This is a genomic window from Haloechinothrix halophila YIM 93223, from assembly GCF_000504245.1.
Taxonomy (GTDB): domain Bacteria; phylum Actinomycetota; class Actinomycetes; order Mycobacteriales; family Pseudonocardiaceae; genus Haloechinothrix_A; species Haloechinothrix_A halophila.
In genome coordinates, this window is sequence record NZ_KI632509.1 from 2,018,952 (window position 1) to 2,038,516 (window position 19,565).

Annotated in this window: 18 protein-coding genes; 6 read left to right on the forward strand and 12 right to left on the reverse strand. The window is 70.1% G+C overall.

Features of this window, described 5'->3' with window-relative positions:
• Positions 1 to 98: 98 nt before the first annotated feature.
• Together xseA and AMYHA_RS09155 are read right to left on the reverse strand one after the other, a co-directional pair.
• Positions 99 to 1,370, reverse strand: coding sequence for an exodeoxyribonuclease VII large subunit (xseA, locus tag AMYHA_RS09150; protein ID WP_034269995.1), 1,272 nt, complete (start codon positions 1,368 to 1,370; stop codon positions 99 to 101).
• Positions 1,367 to 2,044: a lipid droplet-associated protein gene (locus tag AMYHA_RS09155; RefSeq protein WP_034269997.1), complete on the reverse strand. Its 678-nt coding sequence runs from the start codon at positions 2,042 to 2,044 to the stop codon at positions 1,367 to 1,369. The genes xseA and AMYHA_RS09155 overlap by 4 nt, the downstream gene beginning before the upstream one ends.
• A gap of 171 nt (positions 2,045 to 2,215) precedes the next feature.
• On the opposite strand from AMYHA_RS09155, the gene AMYHA_RS09160 reads away from it, so the two are divergent.
• Positions 2,216 to 3,190, forward strand: coding sequence for a 4-hydroxy-3-methylbut-2-enyl diphosphate reductase (locus tag AMYHA_RS09160; RefSeq protein WP_157361972.1), 975 nt, complete (start codon positions 2,216 to 2,218; stop codon positions 3,188 to 3,190).
• Positions 3,191 to 3,319: 129 nt separating this feature from the next.
• Here AMYHA_RS09160 and AMYHA_RS09165 read toward each other — a convergent pair whose 3' ends face one another.
• Positions 3,320 to 4,594 carry a DUF6542 domain-containing protein gene (locus AMYHA_RS09165; RefSeq protein ID WP_034270003.1) on the reverse strand — a complete coding sequence of 425 codons (1,275 nt, stop codon included), beginning with the start codon at positions 4,592 to 4,594 and terminating at the stop codon, positions 3,320 to 3,322.
• An 18-nt stretch (positions 4,595 to 4,612) separates the two neighbouring features.
• Positions 4,613 to 5,530, reverse strand: a complete 918-nt coding sequence (locus tag AMYHA_RS09170) for a DNA recombination protein RmuC (protein ID WP_034276496.1) — start codon at positions 5,528 to 5,530, stop codon at positions 4,613 to 4,615.
• Positions 5,531 to 5,631: 101 nt separating this feature from the next.
• Here AMYHA_RS09170 and AMYHA_RS09175 point away from each other — a divergent pair, with 101 nt between their 5' ends.
• Both AMYHA_RS09175 and AMYHA_RS09180 read left to right on the forward strand, forming a co-directional pair.
• Positions 5,632 to 6,777, forward strand: a complete 1,146-nt coding sequence (locus tag AMYHA_RS09175) for an exonuclease SbcCD subunit D (protein WP_034270006.1) — start codon at positions 5,632 to 5,634, stop codon at positions 6,775 to 6,777.
• Positions 6,774 to 9,749: an AAA family ATPase gene (locus AMYHA_RS09180; RefSeq protein WP_034270008.1), complete on the forward strand. Its 2,976-nt coding sequence runs from the start codon at positions 6,774 to 6,776 to the stop codon at positions 9,747 to 9,749. The genes AMYHA_RS09175 and AMYHA_RS09180 overlap by 4 nt, the downstream gene beginning before the upstream one ends.
• A 36-nt stretch (positions 9,750 to 9,785) precedes the next feature.
• Here the strand turns inward: AMYHA_RS09180 and AMYHA_RS09185 are convergent, their stop codons facing one another.
• Together AMYHA_RS09185 and AMYHA_RS09190 are read right to left on the reverse strand one after the other, a co-directional pair.
• Positions 9,786 to 10,298: a methylated-DNA--[protein]-cysteine S-methyltransferase gene (locus tag AMYHA_RS09185; protein ID WP_034270011.1), complete on the reverse strand. Its 513-nt coding sequence runs from the start codon at positions 10,296 to 10,298 to the stop codon at positions 9,786 to 9,788.
• The gene (locus AMYHA_RS09190; protein ID WP_084037000.1) at positions 10,295 to 11,860 is read right to left on the reverse strand and encodes an AlkA N-terminal domain-containing protein; all 1,566 of its coding nucleotides are present in this window, start codon (positions 11,858 to 11,860) and stop codon (positions 10,295 to 10,297) included. Before AMYHA_RS09190 ends, AMYHA_RS09185 begins: the two co-directional genes overlap by 4 nt.
• Before the next feature lie 108 nt (positions 11,861 to 11,968).
• Between AMYHA_RS09190 and ychF the strand changes: the two genes are divergently transcribed.
• Positions 11,969 to 13,051 carry a redox-regulated ATPase YchF gene (gene ychF / locus AMYHA_RS09195; RefSeq protein WP_034270013.1) on the forward strand — a complete coding sequence of 361 codons (1,083 nt, stop codon included), beginning with the start codon at positions 11,969 to 11,971 and terminating at the stop codon, positions 13,049 to 13,051.
• A 100-nt stretch (positions 13,052 to 13,151) separates the two neighbouring features.
• On the opposite strand, the gene AMYHA_RS09200 is transcribed toward ychF, so the two are convergent.
• A complete protein-coding gene (locus tag AMYHA_RS09200; RefSeq protein ID WP_034270016.1) occupies positions 13,152 to 13,865 on the reverse strand; it encodes an alpha/beta fold hydrolase in 714 nt (237 codons plus the stop codon).
• 103 nt (positions 13,866 to 13,968) lie between these two features.
• On the reverse strand, positions 13,969 to 14,445 hold the full coding sequence (locus AMYHA_RS09205; RefSeq protein WP_034270019.1) for a hypothetical protein: 477 nt from the start codon (positions 14,443 to 14,445) through the stop codon (positions 13,969 to 13,971).
• A gap of 192 nt (positions 14,446 to 14,637) precedes the next feature.
• Between AMYHA_RS09205 and AMYHA_RS09210 the strand changes: the two genes are divergently transcribed.
• The gene (locus tag AMYHA_RS09210; protein WP_157361974.1) at positions 14,638 to 14,820 is read left to right on the forward strand and encodes a hypothetical protein; all 183 of its coding nucleotides are present in this window, start codon (positions 14,638 to 14,640) and stop codon (positions 14,818 to 14,820) included.
• Between the two features lie 176 nt (positions 14,821 to 14,996).
• Here AMYHA_RS09210 and AMYHA_RS09215 read toward each other — a convergent pair whose 3' ends face one another.
• Positions 14,997 to 15,287: a 4a-hydroxytetrahydrobiopterin dehydratase gene (locus AMYHA_RS09215; protein WP_034270021.1), complete on the reverse strand. Its 291-nt coding sequence runs from the start codon at positions 15,285 to 15,287 to the stop codon at positions 14,997 to 14,999.
• 100 nt (positions 15,288 to 15,387) lie between these two features.
• Between AMYHA_RS09215 and AMYHA_RS09220 the strand changes: the two genes are divergently transcribed.
• Positions 15,388 to 16,449 (forward strand): thiamine ABC transporter substrate-binding protein, encoded by a 1,062-nt coding sequence (locus AMYHA_RS09220; RefSeq protein ID WP_169732911.1) that lies wholly within the window; start codon positions 15,388 to 15,390, stop codon positions 16,447 to 16,449.
• A gap of 75 nt (positions 16,450 to 16,524) precedes the next feature.
• Here the strand turns inward: AMYHA_RS09220 and AMYHA_RS09225 are convergent, their stop codons facing one another.
• Genes AMYHA_RS09225 through AMYHA_RS09235 form a run of 3 tightly spaced genes read right to left on the reverse strand, consistent with a single transcriptional unit; the run spans position 16,525 to position 19,510 of the window.
• On the reverse strand, positions 16,525 to 17,385 hold the full coding sequence (locus AMYHA_RS09225; RefSeq protein ID WP_034276500.1) for an ABC transporter permease: 861 nt from the start codon (positions 17,383 to 17,385) through the stop codon (positions 16,525 to 16,527).
• A gap of 2 nt (positions 17,386 to 17,387) precedes the next feature.
• Complete coding sequence (locus tag AMYHA_RS09230) at positions 17,388 to 18,392, reverse strand: ABC transporter ATP-binding protein (RefSeq protein ID WP_051399707.1); 1,005 nt, start codon at positions 18,390 to 18,392, stop codon at positions 17,388 to 17,390.
• Positions 18,389 to 19,510 carry a LolA family protein gene (locus tag AMYHA_RS09235; RefSeq protein WP_034270023.1) on the reverse strand — a complete coding sequence of 374 codons (1,122 nt, stop codon included), beginning with the start codon at positions 19,508 to 19,510 and terminating at the stop codon, positions 18,389 to 18,391. The genes AMYHA_RS09230 and AMYHA_RS09235 overlap by 4 nt, the downstream gene beginning before the upstream one ends.
• Positions 19,511 to 19,565: the final 55 nt, after the last annotated feature.

Sequence of the window (19,565 nt, forward strand, 5' to 3'; positions counted from 1 at the left end):
CTGCCTCGCCCTTCTCGCCGTGCCGGCCACCGCGCGGTGCCGGTGTTCGCGGCCGCGCTCAGTGAAGCCCGGCCGTCTCGGGGTGCAACGCTACCGCGTCAGTCGTCGTCCACCGTGGCATGGATCGCGCCGTCACCCACCCTGATGCGCAGCCCGGTGCCGGCGGGGGCGTCGGATACCGACCGCAGCACGCCCAGCGAGCCGTCATCGCGCCGGAACTGGACTACCGCGTAGCCCCGCTCCATCGTCGCGGCGGGGCCGAGCGCCGTCAGTTTCGCCCGCGCCTCCGACACCACCGCCTGCTCGGCGTTCAGCACCGTCAACGTGGCCCGTCGCGCCCGTTCCACGTGCAGCCACACTTGCTCGGAGTCTCGCTCCAGTGGGCGTTTCGGGTCCGCCAGCACCGGACGGCTGCACAGCTGGTCCAGCAACGCCCGTTCCCGGTCGACCCAGCCGCGCAGCGCGCGCCGCGCCCGGTCGCGCAACTCGCCGATCCGCGCCGACTCGACGGCGACGTCGGGCACGATCCGTTTGCTCGCGTCGGTCGGCGTGGAGCACCGCAAGTCAGCGACGTGATCAAGCAACGGCGAGTCCGGTTCGTGCCCGATCGCGCTGACCACAGGCTTGCCCGCCGCCGCGACCGCGCGGCACAACGTCTCGTCGGAGAACGGCAGCAGGTCCTCCACGCTGCCGCCGCCGCGTGCGAGCACGATGACGTCGACGTCCGGGTCGGCGTCCAGCTTGCGCAGCGCCTTCACGATCTGCGGCACGGCCGACGCCCCCTGCACTGCCGTGTTGATGACCGTGAACTGGACGGCGGGCCAGCGGGCGTGCGCGTTGGCGAGGACGTCGTGCTCTGCTGCCGAGGCGCGTCCTGTGATCAGCCCGACGCCCCTGGGCAGGAACGGCAGCGGACGCTTGCGCTCCGGCGCGAACAGCCCCTCGGCCGCGAGTAGCTTGCGGAGCCGTTCGATGCGCGCGAGCAGCTCGCCGACGCCGACCGGACGGATCTCGCTGGCCCGCAGGCTGATGGTGCCCCTGCCGACGTAGAAGTTCGGCCGCGCGTGCACGACGATGTGCGCGCCGTCGGACAGCGGCTGCTCCAGGTCGCTGAGCAGCTTCGTCGGACAGGTGACGGTCATGGAGATGTCGGCGGACGGGTCGCGCAGCGTCACGAACGCCGTGCGCGTGCCCGGTCGCGCCGAGATCTGCGTGACCTGGCCTTCCACCCAGACCGCACCGAGCCGGTGAATCCAGTCGGCGATCTTGCGGGCGACCGTGCGGACCGGCCACGGCGACTCGGCGGTGGGCTTCTGCTGGCCGGTGCTGGTCGTGGCGCCGGTGGAGGTGCCCGTGGACTCGGTGGTCACGAGGTCTTTCCGGCCCCGCCCTCGTCGGCCTGCTGGCTGACGGTGTCGATCCGGCGTTCCAGCATCCCGGTGAACGACGGCCGGTTCGCCGTCGCCCGCTCATAGGCGAGCAGCTCGACGAGCTGTTCCCTGCTGAACCGACGCAACCGTGCCCTGACCTGTGGCAAGCTCAGCGAGTCGTAGTCAGGCAACCAGCTTGGCGGGCTGACCCGAGCGGCAGCCTCCTCGCGCTCGGTCTCCGCTTCTCGCTCGGCGAGTGCGTCCGCCTCCCGCGACCACGGGTCGGCTTCCTGCTCGGACTCGTCGGCGGTATCGAACCGGCTGGACCGCAGCGACGCGCCGGGAAGACGTCCGTTGAGCTGACCGCGTGGCGAGGGCACCGGCACGTCGGGATCGTCGAACCCGGTGGGATACAGCTCGTCGCGCTCGTCGACGTCTTCGTCGAAGGTGGCCCAGCTCGGGGTCTCCTCCACCGGCTGCAGCCCGGACAGTGCGGACTCCCCCTTGATCGCCAGCTCGGTGACGTGCTGCTGCACGCGCATCGACAGCTGCAACACCTGGCTCGCTACCGTGACCGGCAGGCCGGTGAGCTGCTTCGGCAGGTCGCGCGCGTGTTCTTTGGCACTCACGGCGATGCCTGCCGCGAGGCGAATGGGCAGCGGAAGTGGCTTCATGGCTTTAGTCTCCCTCACTTGGTGGCCACCACCCAACCGCGCCTGGCGAGGTGTGGCCAGCCTCCGATGCTTCGGACCTGCAAGCAGTCTTCAGGCGTGACCCCGAACACCCTCGCATACCCCGTACCCTTGATGGCGTCGAGCGAGCATCCGACACGCGATGGGACTGTGATGACTGCGAGCGAGGCCACAACAAAGCGAGTGCTGCTCGCCAAACCGCGCGGCTACTGTGCGGGCGTCGACCGGGCGGTGATCACCGTCGAAAAGGCACTGGAGAAGTATGGCCCGCCGGTGTATGTGCGCAAGGAGATCGTGCACAACCGCCACGTCGTCGACACACTGCGCGAGCGGGGCGTGATCTTCGTCGAGGAGACCTCCGAGGTGCCGGAGGGTGCGCTCGTGGTGTTCTCCGCCCACGGTGTCTCTCCCGCCGTGCACACCGAGGCAGAGGAGCGCAATCTGCGCACCATCGACGCCACCTGCCCGCTGGTGACGAAGGTGCACAAGGAGGTCAACCGCTTCGACCGCGAGGACTACGACATCCTGCTCATCGGCCACGAAGGCCACGAGGAGGTCGAGGGCACCTCGGGGGAGGCGCCGGACCGCGTGCAGCTCGTCGACACCGCCGAGGACGTCGATCAGGTGCAGGTGCGCGATCCCGAGAAGGTGGTGTGGCTGTCGCAGACCACGCTCAGCGTCGACGAGACCATGGAGCGCGTTGACCAGCTCAAGGAGCGGTTCCCGAACCTGGCCGACCCGCCGAGCGACGACATCTGTTACGCGACCTCGAACCGACAGGTCGCGGTCAAGGAGATGGCGCCAGAATGCGACCTGGTCATCGTCGTCGGGTCGAAGAACTCCTCCAACTCCAAGCGGCTGGTCGAGGTCGCGCTGCAGGCTGGGGCGACTAAGGCGTACCTGGTGGACTACGCCAACGAGGTGGACGAGTCCTGGCTCGACGGCGTGAGCACCGTCGGCGTCACCAGTGGCGCGTCGGTGCCAGATGTGCTGGTCATGGAGCTGCTGGAGTGGCTGTCGGAGCGCGGCTGGGCCGACGTTGAGGAAGTCACCACGGCGAACGAGAAGATCGCCTTCGCGCTGCCGCGCGAGATCCGGGACGCCCGCGAGCGCTCCAGCGTGCGCTGAGGAGCTGGCGGCGGACACCGGACGTCTGTCTGGCCCGCCGTCGACGGCCTGGTGACCGCGCTGCCGTGCGATCAACACTGAGCTACGCCTCGGATCAGGCCGACGGCGCTCAGGCGCGGCTCCGGGGGCTCAGCCCTGGTCGTCGTCCCACGGCCGACGCCGGGGCGGTGGTGGTTGCCTGCGCGGCGGGCGTGGCTGTTCGTCAGGTGGTGGCGGTTGCCTGCGCGGCGGGCGTGGTTGCTCGTCAGGTGGCGGCGCTGGCCTGCGTCGGGGCGCCTGCCCCCCGGGCGGCGGACCTCCCGCTGGCGGCTTGTCACCGGGCGGCGGGTTTCCGGCTGGTGGACCGCCTGGTGGTGGTTTCGGCGCGCCTCGACGTGGCAGTGGCTCCGCGCCGTCACCCCGCGGTGGCGGTGGGGGAGCCTCACCGCGTGGTGGCCTGCGGCCGGGCTCGCTCGGTGCGCGGCGCCTGCCGGGCGGTGGCGGACCGGCACCCGGGCCTTCGGGACGTCGTTCCGGTGGTGTGCGCGGCGGGCGCTGCGTCGGCCCGGAAGGAGCGGCACCGGGACGGGCACCGTGCGCGTCGGGAACAGGACGACCGCCCGGCCCCGCGGGCGGCGCGCCTCGGCGTGGCGGTGGCTCGGCCGGACGCTCGCCACGTCGCGCGGGTGGCGGCTCCACCGGCTCCCTGCCGCGCCTGGCTCGCTCCCCGTCCGGGTCGCTGCCGCGCGCGGGCCGCTCATCGTCCGACTCGCGGGCGGGCATGAACTTACGGACCTTGTCCAGCAGCGGGCGCTCGGCTGGCTCGTCCGGATCGTCTTCGTCGGGAATGGCACGCCGTCCCCGCGCCGGGGCGGCTCCTGCCCCAGCGGGCTTCTCATCGCGCGGACGGGGCCGACCAGCTGGCGGCACGTCTTCCGCGTCGTCCTCGTCGTCTTTCGCGCGGTCGGGATCGCGCTCCAGGAACATCCTGGCGAACCCGGTAGCCAGCGTGACACCCGTGGTGATCGCCATGGTCGGGAAGCCGTTGATCACGGGAAGGCCGTAGCCGAGCAGGATGTCCTTCAGCCCGGAACCATCGACGCCTTCGGAACTGAACATCACGATGCCCGGCACGATGGTCGCCAGGATCAGCGGCGGCTGCACCATCGGTGCGAACAAGCTGCCGCGCTGAACCCATGCCACCGCGGCGATGCAGGCGACGAAGTACCCACCCTGGAACAGAACGGTCGGCTTGTCGTTGAACTGGATGTCGACCACGGCGGCGAACAGAGTGAGGCCGAAGGCGAGCACGATCGCCTGCCACCAGGGCAACCCCTGGGACGTGCCGATGATCGGACGCTCGTCCCACGGCACCGACTCGATCTCGTCCGCGAGGTCGTCCTCGCGCTTGCTGATGCTGGCCACGGGTTACCACGTTAGCTGCTAGGAGGTGGCGATCTCATCGCCTCTCCTGATTTCCGCCACTGTCGAGGCGCTCGCCGAGGCCTCGGAGATGGGATCGACTGCCGTGCGGAAGGTCTCAAGCGCGTCCAGTTCCCTGCGTCTGGCCGACAGGAAACGTTGCAGGTGAGTGCTGGATAGGTTGACCGCGTCGACGGCGTTCGAGGCCGCCCGGTGTGCCCCGCGCGCTTGTGCGCGCACCCGCTCCATGTCGTCGGCGAAGGTTCGCTCACTGGCCGCGAACAACGCCGCCGACGCCACGATGGCGAAGCCGGTCGGTCCGCAGAGGAACACCCTGCGGTCGAGCAGCCAGCGCAACAGTTCGGGTTCGGTGTCGATCGCGGCGACGACGGCGGCGTCCGATGGCACGAACATCACCGTGCCGTAGATCGCGTCGGCCCAGCGCTGGTAGCCCTTGCTCGCAAGCTCGCTCGCTCGCGCGCGCAGGTTGCGGACGTGCACCCGCAGCGCGTCGGTCCGCTCGGCTGGATCGTCCGTTTCGACCGCCTCTGCCCAGACCGCCATGCTCGCCTTGGCGTCCACCGGTACCGATTTGCCGCCGCTGACGTGCAACACGAGGTCCGGTTTGGCCGAGCCACCGCCAGCGAGGTCGGTTTGCAACGTGAAATGCAGCCCTTCCCGTAACCCGAGGGCGCGCGCGGTCGCGACGAGCACCTGTTCGCCCAGCTCACCTCGGCCCCTGATGGAGGAGAACGCGACTTCATAGCGGCGCAGCGCACTCTGCTGCTCGTCGAGCCGCGCGCGTTCCTCGGCGAGCAACCGAGCGGAGGCGTCGGCCCGCTTCATGCTGTCGGTGTAGAGCCGCCACACCACCGCGAGCCCAGCGGCGAGCAACAGCGCCATGGCGACGGCGGCGGTCGCGATCACGGTTGCGGTCATGTCGCGCAGCGTGCCAGACACCCCCGACACAACGTCGCGCACGGCACTGGCGGCGGCGCGTCGTCCCGGGACTGTCGGTGCGCCGCCATAGGGTTGGGGCCATGCGGGTGCTGCACACCTCCGACTGGCATATCGGCCGCACGTTCCATGGGGTCGATCTGCTCGCCGATCAAGACGCCGTTCTCGGCGCGATCGCCGACATCGTCGCCGAGGACGGTGTCGACGTCGTGCTCGTCGCCGGCGACGTCTACGACCGTGCGGTGCCGTCGGCGGAGGCGGTTCGGGTGGCGGGTCGCGCGTTCCGGCGGATCAGGGACGCGGGGGCGTTGCTTGTCGTCACGCCTGGCAACCACGACTCCGCCGTCCGGCTCGGCGCGTTCGGTGAGTTCACGTCCAGCGAAGGGCTGTACCTGCGCACCACCATCGACGGGCTCGCCGAACCGGTGCTGCTTGACGACGAGCACGGCAGCGTCGCGTTCTATGGCATCCCGTACTTGGAGCCCGACCCCGCACGGCACAGCATGGGCATCGACGAGCGAGGCCACACCGGGGTGCTTGGCGAGGCGATGCGCCGGATCAACGCCGATCGGGCCACCCGCGACGCGCGGTCGGTCGTGCTGGCGCACGCCTTCGTCACCGGCGGTGCCGGATCTGACTCCGAACGACCGATCGGCGTCGGCGGCGTCGAACAGGTCGGTGCGTCGGTTTTCGACGGCCCGGACTACGTCGCGCTCGGCCACCTGCACGGGCCACAGACGTTGAGCGAACGGTTGCGCTATTGCGGCAGCCCGCTGGCCTACTCGTTCTCCGAGGCATCGCACCGGAAATCGGTGTGGCGCCTCGACCTGGACGCCGACGGACTGGCTGACGTCACCCGACGCGAGCTGCCGGTGCCGAGGCCGCTGGCGACGGTGACCGGGCGGCTCGACGAGCTGCTGTCGGACCCGGAGCATGAACGTCTGGTCGGCAGCTATCTCTCGGTCACGCTCACCGATCCGGTGCGGCCCATCGATGGGATGCGCGCGCTGCGGGAGCGCTTCCCGTACGCGGTGCACCTGGAGTGGGTGCCGCCCGAGGGGAAGGGCGACGCGCTGCGCTACCGCGACGCCGTGCGCGGGCGCAGCGACGCCGAGATCACCGACAGCTTCTTCAGCGCCTGTCGCGGCAGCGAGCTGAGCGCGAGCGAACGCACCGTCGTCGACCGGGCACTCGCGGCGGCGGCCAAGGAGGAGGTCGCGGCGGAATGAGACTGCACCACCTGGCAGTGAGCGCCTTCGGTCCGTACGCGGGCAGAGAGGACGTCGACTTCGACGAACTCGGCGCGGACGGGTTGTTCCTGCTGCACGGCGAGACCGGGGCGGGCAAGACGGCGCTGCTCGACGCGATCGCGTTTGGTCTGTTCGGCCAAGTGCCCGGCGCGCGCAACGAGGCGAAGCGCCTGCGCAGCGACCTCGCGGCCGAGGACACCCCGACTGAGGTGTCGCTGGAGCTGACGGTGCAGTCCTGCCGCATGCGCATCGTGCGCACCCCCGAGTACGAGCGCAGGAAGCGCAGGGGCAGCGGCACCACTAAACAGCAGGCGAAGGCATCGCTGACGTGGCTCGACGGTGCGCCCGACGGCGTGTCGGCCGAGCCGATCACCCGGATTGACGAGGTCGCCCGGACGGTGCAACGCCTCATCGGGATGACTGCGGAGCAGTTCTTCCAAGTCGTGCTGCTGCCGCAGGGCGAGTTCGCCCGGTTCCTGCGCGCCGACACCGCCGACCGCGAGCGACTGCTTGAGCGGTTGTTCGACACCCACCGGTTCGAGGCGGCGCAGCACTGGCTGATGAACCGACGCAAGCAGCGCCGGTCTGGGCTGGAGGTGCGCAGGGACCGGCTGCGCGAGGTGGCGGCGCGATTCGCGCAGGCGGCGGGTGTCGAGCTGCCGGACGAGCGAACTGGTCCGGGCGCGACCGACGACCTGCTGGACTGGGCCGCCCAGCGACGTTCCGAGGCCGACGCCGAGCTGCGGCGTGCCGAGACCGCCGCCGAGGAAGCCCGCCAGGCCAGCGCCCAGGCGGACGACGTCCTGGCCGACCGTAAGACTCGGCAGGAGCGGGTGCGGCGGGTCGCAGCGGCGCACGAGAAACTGCGACTGCTCGCGGAGAAGGCACCCGACCTGGACCGCACCCGCCAGGAACTGTCCAACGCCAAGCGCGTCAGCGCCGTGCTGACGGCGCAGCACCATGCTGACCAGCTCGCTGCCGCCGTCGACAAGGCCGTCGCCGCCGAGCAAACCGCCGTCGCCAACCTGGGGGACCACCCTGCGGACGGCACCGAGCCAGAGCTGCGGGACCGTGCCAGCGACCTGCGGGAGACGGCGGGCGCGCTCTCGGAAGCGCTCACCGAGGCCGAGCGGCAGCGCGAGGACGAGCAGCGGCTGCGGCAACTGGACGCGACGGCGGAGCAGCAGGCGAACCGCGCCCGGCAGCTCGCCGAGAACAGGCAGACGCTCCCCGCGCAACTCACCGACTGCCGAGAGCGGCTCGCCAACGCCAGCGATGCCGCCGCCAGGATCGACACCGCCCGCACCCGCCGCGACGACCTGGCGCACGCCCTCGACGCCGCCCAACGGCTGCCGCGGGCGCGCGAGGCCGCACAGGCGGCGGCACAGCGGCTCAGCGATGCCATCGACGTCCATCAGACCGCGCGGGAACGGCGACAACAGCTGCGGGAACAGCGGCTGTCCGGCATGGCGGCCGAGCTCGCTGGCGAGCTGACCGATGGTGCGCCGTGCCCGGTCTGTGGGGCCGCCGAACACCCGGCGCCCGCTGCCGCTGCCGTGGGCGTGAGCGAGGCCGACGAGCAGGAGGCCGAGCAGGCGGAACAGCGCGCCCACGCTGAACGAGAGCAGGCGATGACCGCCCGGCACGAGGCGGACGCGGCGGTGGCCCGGCTCGCTGAGGTGGTGGGCGATCGCGACACGGACGTGCTGGCCGAGCAGCTCGCGACCGCGCGCGAGGAACTGGCGGCGCACGAGGACAAGGCCGCGCGGCGTGAGGCGATCGAGCAGGAGCTGCGAGACCTTGAGCAGACCGCGCGACGGCTCGACGATGAACACGCCGAGGCCGACCGGGCCGCCGCTACCGCCAAGGCCGAGCGGGAAGGGCTCGCCGCGACCATCGAGCAGCGCGCCACCCGGCTGGACGCCGCGCGGGGCGAGTACGCCAGCGTGGCCGAACGCCGCACCGCGCTGCAGGACCTCGCCGCCGCCTACGACGCGCTCGCCTCGGCGCGCGCCGAGCTGGTGTCCGCCAGGCACCGACTCGCCGAGCAGCGGGACAGGGTGGCGGACGAGGTGGTGACGGCGGGCTTCGCGACTCGCGAGGACGCGCTCGCCGCCGCGCGCGAAACGGCCGAGATCGAGGCGCTGGAGCGCAGGATCAACGAGGCCGCGGTCGAGGAGCAGACGGCACGGGCCGTGCTGGCGGAACCGGAGTTGGTGGGGATCGAGCCAGATGCCGTCGTCGATGTCGACGCCGCGCAGGAAGCGGCGAGGGTGGCGCGGGAGCAGGCGGATGCCGCGCTCGTCGCCCAGCGCACCGCCGCCGAACGCGCCACCCAACTCGCGCGGCTTGGTGAGCGGTTGTCCGAACTGGCCGCCGAGCTGGCGCCCGCCGAGGCGGAGTTCGCTGAGCTGGACGCGCTCACCGACGTCGTCAACGGCAGGGGTCAGAACGCCAGGAAGATGTCGCTGCACTCGTTCGTGCTGGCCGCGCGGCTGGAGGAGGTCGCCGTGGCGGCGACAGCGCGACTGAAGGTGATGAGCCAGGGCAGGTACTCATTCGTGCACTCCGACGCGGCGGGCGCGCGCGGCACCCGAGGCGGGCTCGGGCTCGACGTGCTGGACGACTACTCCGGCGCGGTGCGGCCAGCCAAGACGCTCTCCGGGGGCGAGTCGTTCCTGGCGTCGCTGTCGCTCGCGTTGGGGCTGGCCGACGTCGTCGCGGCCGAGACCGGCGGTGCGCAGCTGGACACGCTGTTCATCGATGAAGGCTTTGGCACCCTCGACGCCGAGACGCTGGACGTCGTGATGAACACGCTCGACGGGCTCCGGGCAGGCGGCAGGGTGGTCGGGCTGGTCTCGCACGTCGAGGAGCTGCGGCAGCGGATCCCCACCCGGCTGCGCGTCCGCAAGGCCAGGAGCGGGTCGACGCTGGAGTTGTTGTGTCAGTAGATCACCGTCAGGAGGCTCCCGCTGCCGTGCTGACGGTTACCGTGCGACGCTCCGCGCTTCGTGCGCGAGCAGCCAGCGTTTGACGTCGACTCCCCAGCGGAACCCGCCCATGGCGCCGCCCACCCGCACGACTCGGTGGCACGGCACGAACAGCGCCGCCGCGTTGCGAGCGCAGGCGGAAGCCGCCGCCCGGATGGCTGCGGGCCGTCCTGCCAGCGCGGCGTAGTCGCGGTAGGTGACCGGATCGCCTGGCGGGACTTTGCGCAGCACATCCCAGGCGTGCGTCAGGAACTCGCCGGAGGCCTGCCGCACGGGGATCTCGTCGATCGCGGCTAGCTCACCGGTGTGATACTTCCGCACGGCGGCGCTGACCGGCCCGAGGTCACGGCGCTGCCGCAGCTCGGACGGCCGCAGCCCGGGTGCGATCTGCGGGGTGAGGTCGTCGACGTCCGACGTCCAGCCAGCGGCAAGCACCGCGCCGTCGCCAGTGACGACGGCGGTGAACGGCGCGACCGGGGTGTCCATCGTGGACCAGTAGGCGATGCTCATGTCGTCCTTTCAGGGGTCAGAGGTGTCGCGAAGGGCTTCTGTGGGACACCAGGCGTCGCGAGGAAGCCCTTCGCGACACCCGCCGCGCGCCACAGGTGCATCCCGGCGTACGAACGCCAGGGGCGCACGGCGATCATGCGTTCGGTCAGGGCAGTGGGGTCGGCGGGGAGGTTGAGTGCTTCCGCGCCGGTGCGGAGTGCGAGGTCGCCGGTCAGCAGGACGTCGGGGGAACCGAGTACCCGCAGGAGCAGGTAGTCCGCCGTCCACGGACCGATGCCAGGCTGTGCCAGCAGCTCCTCGCGCAGTTCAGCGGGGTCACGACCGAGGTGGACGTCGAGCGCGCCTGCGGCCAGCGCCGCCGACACCGCGGCGATTGACTCGACACGGCGGGCGGGACCGGTCAGAACCTCCGCGCCATGCTCCGCGATCGCCGCCGGGGTGGGAAACAGCGTGGTCAGCTCGCCGTCCGGGTGGGCAAGGGGCTCACCGAGGGTCGCGCACAGCCGTTCCGCCGCCGTGCGGGCCGCCGCGACAGTGACCTGCTGGCCGAGCATGGCCCGCACCAGCGTCTCCGCGCCGTCGACGCTGCCAGGCAACCGGATACCCGGCGTCGCATCGACCGAGGCCACCAGCAGCGGCTCTCCCCGGAGCGTCGCGTCGATCGCGGCGGGGTCGGCGTCCAGGTCGAACAGCCTGCGCAGCCGGTTCACCGCACTGGCGATGTCGCGGGTGTCGGTCAGCCGCAGCGTGCAGTCGACGTGTCCCTCTGCGGGCCGTAGCCGGGCGGTCGCGGAGCCGTGCGGCAGCCGCAACGCACGGGCGTACTCGCCGTCCGCGACGGACTCCACCCCTGCGACCGCGCGCGCCGCGAGGAAGTCCAGCACGCCAGCGCCGTCGAACGGGGTTCGTGCCGGAAGCCGCAGCCGCAGTGTCACCGCGCCGTTCGGAGCCGCGCCGTCCAGCGGAGCAGTGCGCCGGGTGCCGCGCAGCCGGGACGGCGTCGTCGCGAACACCTCGCGCATAGTGGCGTTGAACTGCCGCACGCTGGCGAACCCCGCCGCGAACGCGACGTCGGACAGCGACATCGACGTCCGCTCGATCAACAGTCGTGCGGTGTGGGCGCGGTGCGCGCGGGCGAGTGCGAGCGGACCAGCGCCAAGCTCGGTGGTCAGCGCCCTGCCCAGCTGCCGTTCCGAATACCCCAATCGAGTGGCCAGGCCGGGCACGCCCTCGCGCTCCACGACGCCGTCCGTGATCAGGCGCATCGCGCGGGCGGCGAGGTCGGCGCGCAGGTTCCACTCCGGCGAACCGGGCACCGCGTCCGGCAGGCAGCGGCGGCACGCGCGGAACCCGGCTGCCTGTGCGGCCGCCGACGTCGGGAAGAACTCGACGTTCCCAGGCAGCGGCGTCTGCGCTGGGCACGAGGGCCTGCAGTAGATGCCGGTGGTGCGCACCCCGGTGATGAACTGGCCATCGAAGCGCGTCTCACGGGACGCGACAGCGCGGTAGCAGCGCTCGAAGTCCTGCCAGAGCGCCTGGCGCGGAGCCGTCTGCTGGGTCATGTCGTTGATCCTGCCACCGCGCTCCGGCGATGACTGGCGGAAATCGGACATCGCGAGCCTGGTGGGCGACCAGGACCGCCGCCAGGGCGGCCCGTAGACTCTGACGTCGTGAGTTTGACCCTCGGAATCGTCGGCCTGCCGAATGTCGGCAAGTCCACCCTGTTCAACGCCCTGACCCGCAATGAGGCGCTCGCGGCGAACTACCCGTTCGCGACGATCGAGCCCAACGTCGGTGTGGTCCCGTTGCCGGACCCGCGCCTGGACAAGCTCGCGGAGATGTTCTCTTCGGAGAAGGTCGTGCCCGCCACGGTGTCGTTCGTCGACATCGCGGGCATCGTCAAGGGCGCGTCCGAAGGTGCGGGCCTCGGCAACAAGTTCCTCGCCAACATTCGCGAGGCCAACGCGATCTGCCAGGTCATCCGGGTGTTCGACGATCCGGACGTGGTGCACGTCGAGGGGCAGCTCAACCCGATCAGCGACATCGAGACGATCAACACCGAGCTGATCCTCGCCGACATGCAGACGCTGGAGAAGGCGCTGGTGCGGATGGAGAAGGAGGCTCGGACTCGCAAGGAAGCCCGCCCCGCGCTGGAGAACGCCAAGCAGGCAAAGGCGATCCTCGACTCCGGCCGCACGCTGTTCGCCGCGCAGGACGAGGTCGACCTCGATGAGCTGCGTGAGCTGCACCTGCTGACCACCAAGCCGTTCCTGTACGTGTTCAACGCCGACGAGGCGGTGCTCACCGACGAGGCCAAGCGCAAGGAACTCGCCGAGCTCGTCGCCCCGGCCGATGCGGTGTTCCTCGATGCCAAGGTCGAGGCGGAGCTGCTTGAGCTGGACGACCCGGACGACGTGCAGGAGCTGCTGTCCTCGGTTGGTCAGGACGAGCCTGGGCTGCACGCACTGGCGCGTGCCGGGTTCCACACACTCGGCCTTCAGACGTACCTGACGGCGGGGCCGAAGGAAGCGCGCGCCTGGACGGTCCCGAAGGGCGCGACGGCGCCGCAGGCCGCAGGCGTGATCCACACCGACTTCGAGCGTGGCTTCATCAAGGCCGAGGTGGTCTCTTACGGCGACTTGCTCGATGCGGGGTCCATGCAGGCCGCACGGTCCGCTGGCAAGGTGCGCATGGAGGGCAAGGAGTACGTCATGTCCGACGGGGACGTGGTGGAGTTCCGCTTCAACGTCTGAGCTGGGTCGGGCCTCGGGCGACTCAGTTGACCGCTCGCGCGTACCACCGCACTGTGAGCGCGTGACTGCCCCTATTGCCACCTCCGCTGCGTAAGCCGAGCTAGTCGTACGTGATCTCCGCGAGGATGAGTGCGGCGAGTTCGCGCGGCTTGCTGAACTGGGGCCAATGACTCGTCGGAAGCTCGACGATCGTCACATCACGGGCGCGGCCGAGCTCAGCGAAGTACGGCACCTCGTTCGTGATCGCCTCCTCGATCTCGCTGCGCGAGAACGTTGTCGAGATGAGCGTCATCGGGACGTCGTGCCGAGCCGGATTGCTGAGCTTGAGTGGGTCATTGGCCATCCCCCATGGTTCGGGAATGGCCCTGGCGCGGAAGTCGGTGAGCATCGTGTCGGTCAGGTCGCGTAGGTCGCGATCCTCACCACCGTCACGGAAGAAATCCCATGGCGGGAGCGGGATCTCGACGCCGTCGCCTGGAAGCGACGGGTTGACCGCCGCACCGTCCGGCATGGGGCCGCTGTCGACGAAGATGACCCGACTGACGCGCTCGGCGCGCTGATCGGTCGCGCCGTAGACGACGTTGCCGCCACCGCTGTGACCGACGAGGACGACGTCGCCATCGGTGTTGTCGATGACGTCGACGAGCGCGGCGATCGAGTCGGCCATGCCGATGCCGGATCTATCGGTGTCGATCGAGTCGAGTCCAGGACGAGTGATGGGATTGACGTTGTGGCCCGCGGACTCAAGTGAGGGGACGATGTTGTCCCACGACCGTGCCCCAAGCCAGAAGCCCGGTACGAGGATGATGTTCATGCGGTGAGGTTAGTGCCGGGCACCGACAGAATGCGGATGGTGCCAATGCCGAGGTCGCTCTGCGCTGGAGTGATGTGCGTCAAGCTCAACGGCTGACCTGTGCCTAGCTGCCGCCGTCGCCGGTGGCTCCCGAGCTTCGCGAGCGGCGGACATGATCGAGCACGAAGAACAGCGTGATCAGCAGCTCGTCGGTCAGATGAGTGGTGTCGTCGGTGAGTTCCACTCGCTTCGGGCGCGAGCCGAGCCGGTCGTGGTGAATCCGCATCGGGCCGATCGTGTCGATCCTGCTGCCCAGCATGCGATAGGTGAGGTCGTACGGCCCGACTTGGATCATCCGCGAGCCGAGGTGGTCGTACTCGACTGACCAGCTACCGAGCGCGCGGGGACGGGAGCCGAGCCTGTCGTACGTGATCTCGGCGTCCCCGATGCCTTTCAGCCGGGCGCCGAGCATGTCGTACTCGAGCGTGTAGTCGCCCAGCGTGCGGGGCCGGGAGCCGAGCCGGTCGTAGGTCAGTGGTGTGTCGCCGATCCGTGCCAGCCGGGAGCCCCACCGGTCGTAGTCGAGTGTGATCGTGCCCATGCTCGCTCCCGCTTGAGCTATCTGGTGAAGGACGTCCATAGTGTCCGTCGCTCGGCGGCGGGCGACGTTTCGGTTCCTGGCGGATGTCGACGTCTGTCGGTCACATGACAAGGCCCCGGGGGGTTTCCCTGGCCGAAGCCGGTACGCCGTCACTCCCGGGGCTCTCTGTTTGTGGTCCATCTTAAGCTCAGCGTGACCAAACTGCGCAAGCTACGAAACCGCATTGCGCACCACGAGCCGATCCATGCCAGGGATCTCGCCGCGGATTTCACCCGGTTGCTTGATTCAGCCGGGCGGGTCGCTGCTGACCTTGCCGCGCACATCGATCTGACCAGCCGGGTCCCGGCAGTACTCATGCAGCGGCCTGGCGATTGAGTATGTCGCACGGAGATGCGGGACTGGCAGCATCCGGTCCAGACGCTGTCCGCGGATGTCGACGTCTGCCGCGTCGGTGCAGGCGACGTGTAGGCGTTGTGGTCGCTATAACGACCACAACGCCTCAAGATCCACTGTGTCCGACGCGCGCCCGGCCGTAGCCCCGCTCGGGTCCGCTACAACTCCGCCAGCAGGGAGTCGATCCGATCGATAAGCGCCACGTCGTTGCTTGTGATTCCGCCCTTCGAGTGCGTGCTGACGGAGAACTTCAGCGTGCGCCACCGGATGTCGATGTCCGGGTGGTGGTTCATCTCCTCTGCGATCTCGGCGATCCGGTTGACGGCCTCGATGGCCTGCGGGAAGCTGGCCAGTTCGACCGTGCGGACGAATGCGGTCCCTGCCACGTCCCAATGGGGCCTGGCCGCTTTTGCTTCTGCGATCTGATCATCGGCTAGCAGCTCAACCATGACACTCATCGTGCCACCCACTCGGTACGCTTGCCCGTGCTGCGGGCGTGCGGAGGTACATGGGGGCTCGCGTCTGGCCCGACGGCGTCGTGGAGGATTCGTGAGCGGAAAGATGTGGCGAGTGGCTTCCCGCTTGGTCGCGGGTGCGCTGGCAAGTGTGCTGGTCGCTGCCTGCGGTGACCCCGCCGAGAGCACGTCGGACCCCGCCGCGCCCACGGTCATGGTGCTCGCCTATGAGGGCTGGTCGGTGCCGCGCGAACTGCGGGATGCCTTCCAGCGGCAGACCGGCTTCGAGTTGTCGGTCAAGCACGTCGGCGCCAGCGCCGCATCCCTGACCGAGCACCTCACCTCGAGCGTGGGTGAGCCCGAGGGAGACGTGGCCGTTGGCTTGCCGGCTCGGCACGCGAAGCGGGCGCTCGCCGCCGACGTCTTCGCGTCGTACACCAGCCCGGAGGCCAACCAGGGGCAACACCGGTTCACCATCGATGACCAGCAACGCCTCTCCGCGATCGACCTCGCCGATGTCTGCGTGAACGTCGACAAGAGCTGGTTCGCCTCGCGCGACCGAACCAAGCCGAAGACACTCGCGGATCTCGTGCGGCCGGAGTACGCCGGGCTCATCGCGCTGCCTGATCCGAGCCGTACCGAAGCCGGGTTCGGCTTCCTGCTCGCCACGATCGCGCGCTACGGCGAGACCGGCTGGCGGCAGTACTGGACCCAGTTGCGGAACAACGGCGCACACCTCGTCCCTTCGCTCGACGCCGCCTATGAGGAGCGTTTCTCCGGTGCGTCGACGTCCGGGTCACTGCCACTTGTCGTCGCCCCGGCGTCGTCGCCTGCCGAGGAACTGAAGGACGACGGCACGTCCCCGGTAGCGGTGCTGCCCGACACCTGTTTCCGCACGGTGCGCTACGCGGGGGTGCTGGACGACGCTGATCACTCAGAGCGGGCGCATCGGGTGATCGACTTCCTGCTGTCGCAGCAGTTCCAGGCCGCCATCGCCCCGACCTACGGCACGTATCCGACGCGCGAGCGAGTGGAGCTTCCGGAAGGCTGGCGCGGCACGGCCCCGCTGCGCACCGAACCGATGACGCTGCCAGCGGCCGACGTCACGACGAGCGAGCGACGCTGGCTGCGGGAGTGGCGCGCGGTGTGGCGCTGAGCGACGGGCGGGGTGCCATGAAGGGCGTCATGCTGGCAGCGGACGCGAGGAAGACGCTCTCCATGGCAGAACCCCTCACCCGTCGCTGGTCACGAGCCGTGCGTACGCCAGGGACAGCCCGATCGCGAGGTAGCAGGCGGCACGCAGGACACCCTCGCCGAGGCCGTCCCACCAGATCGGGTCGCGCACCAGGTTGATCAACGCGTCCCACGACGCGGGCAGCAGGAACGGGTGCAGCCAGTCCAGCGACTCGAACACCAGCAGCACCTGCGACACGATCACGCCGCCCAGCACGGTCGCGAGCACCAGCATCGGGTGTTCGGTGCACGCCGAGATCGCGAGCGCGACCGCGCCGAGTGCCCACAGTTGCACCGTCACCCACCCGACGGCGATGGCCACCCTGCCGAGCGCGTCGAGCAGCGGCAACGTTGTGCCCGACAGTGTGAATAGTCCGTCCGTGCCATTGCTGATGAGTCCCGTGAGGAATCCGGTCGTCCCGACCAGGCCCGCGGCGACCAGTCCGACGACAGCGACGCCGAACGCCTTCACCAGCAATAGACGTCCCTTGCCGACCGGGGCCAGCAGCCACCCGCGCAACGTTCCGTTCGCCTGCTCACCCGCGAGGGCGTCGCCCGCCGCCTTGGTCACCGTCAACGGCAGCAGCAGCCCCAGCAGCACCGTCAGCGCCCCGATCGGCAACGCCAGCGCGCTGGACGCCGCCGTCACGAACACCGGCGGATCGGCGTCGCCGGTCGGGCCGCCGTCCGCGAAGGACAGCGCGATCCCGATGATCACTGGGATGACGGCGAGCAGCCCCAGCACCACCAGGGTGCGTGGCCTGCGGAAGATCCAGCGCAGTTCGGCCCACAGCAATCGGGGCAGGGCGACCCGCGCCTTGGTGAGTCGCCACTCGCCGGTGACGGGTGCGGTTGTCATCGTCATGACATCAGCTCCGGGACACGGTCGAGTGGGACGTCCTCGGGATCGCCCGCCTGGGTAAGCCGCGCGAACAGGTCTTCCAGTCCGGTGCGCTCCCTGCGGGCCTCCTCGACGGCGACCTCGGCGCGCACCAGCGTCTCGATCACCGAAGACGGGGTCGTCGCTGACAGGTCGACGCGGACGCCTTCTGGTGCGAGCCGAGCGGGAATCCGGTTGTCCCGCAACGCGTCCACAGCGGGCTGACCGTCCGGAGTGGACACCAGCAGCGTGGGGCTCGTCGACTCGAGCAGCTCGTCAAGCTCGCCCTGTGCGACGACGGTGCCCTGGTTGAGCACGACGACGTGAGTGCAGGTCGCCTCCACCTCGGCGAGCAGGTGCGAGGACACCAGCACGGTGACGCCTTCGGCGTGCAGGTCGGCGATGATGCGCCGGATCTCCCGCGTGCCCGCGGGGTCGAGGCCGTTCGTCGGCTCGTCGAGCACCACGAACCGGCGCGGTGCGAGCAGCGCACCCGCGAGCCCGAGCCGCTGTTTCATGCCGAGGGAATAGCCCTTGTACGCGCGCTGTGCCGCGTCCGAGAGCCCGACTCGCTCCAACGCGTCCGACACCGCCGCATCGAGCTGGCGCCGGCCAAGTAGTGGTTCGGCCGCCGCGAGCCGCAGCAGGTTGTCCCTGCCTGACAGGAACGGGTGGAATCCAGGACCCTCGACCAGGGCGCCGACGTGCGGCAGGCTTATCTCGCTCGCGGCGGGCATCGGCTGGCCAAGCAGCTCGACCTCGCCCTCGGTGGGTCGCACCAGGCCGAGCAGCATCCGGATCGTGGTGGTCTTGCCTGATCCGTTCGGGCCGAGCATCCCGACGACAGCGCCAGCTGGCACGTCCATGTCGACGCCGTCCACGGCGACCGCGCTGCGGTAGACCTTGCGCAGCCCGCGCGTGCGCGTCGCGAGCCGGGGTGCCGCCGCCTCGCGGGCGGCGGCACTGGCCGTCAGTGTTTCTGTCACTGCTGCTCCAACGCCTCGATGAGCACTTGGCGGGGGACGGCGCCGACGGCGAACCGCCCGTCGTCGGTCACGACACCGGTACCAGCCCGCGTGGTGAACTCGAATCCACTGACCTCGCCGTCGGTGAATCGCTCGCCGAACCGGCTGAGCAGATTCATCGTGGCGTTCTCCGGTGCGCTGTTCCGGCCGGATAGCTCGTTCAGGTGCTCCGCCGCCCCGGCGAACGCGTCCTCCGGCACGGTTCCGGTGAGTACCGTGTCCCACCCTGAGCCGGTGACCGCCAACGGCTCACCCAGCGCCTCGCCGACGTCGTCGAGCGCCTGCGCCGGATCGGCGTGCTTCGGTAGTGCCTCGCGCGCCTTGTCCGGGTCGGCGGTGGAGACGTCGGCGTCCTTCGGCGGAGTGAACTCGAACAGCTCGTCCGGCTGCGCTCCGACAGCGAACTCGGTGAACCCGGCGCTGACCACTGGCTCGGGCGACCCGTTCGGCATCACCTCGACCCGCAGCGGCAGCTTGGTCGCCGCGTCGATGGCGACCGTGACTTCGCGCAGCAGCGTGCGCTCCGATGGTTTCGGTGTCAGCACCAGCTCGTAGGCGTCGCGGTCGGCCACGCGCGCGGTGCCGTCGATGGTGATCGTGCTGCTCTCCGAGAGCACGTCGATGATCTCGGCCGCGGCGCTGGCCGGGTCGCTGAACTCGCCGCGTTGACGGGTCAGATCACGCACCTGGTCGGCGTGCGGGTACCGGGTCGCGGTGTTGGCCGACGAGTCGTACGTCCACGCTCCGTCCGGCCCGTGAACAGCGGTGAACTCTGTCGAGCCCCGCTGCAGTGAGATGCGGGCGCCCTTGTCGCTGTCGTGGTAGACCCGGGCGGACTCGGCGTCCGCCAGCCCGAGCCCTGGCAGCGCTGGCAGGCCAAGCTCGTTGTTCACCGCGACCGTGCCCTCGAATGAGGGCGCCTCGGCCGACAGTGCGGCTTCCACCAGTTCCGTCGCGCTGAGTTCCGGCAGCTCGGGCTCAAGACCAGCGTCCGCGGGCATGGCCATGATCAGCAGGCCGGCAAGCCCGACCGTGGTACCGGTGGCAGCCGCGGCGATCCCCTTCGTTCTCGGTTGCATGCGCCCTCCCTGTTGTCCGTGACCAGTGTGCTGGTCGTCGTGGGATCCACGGTGC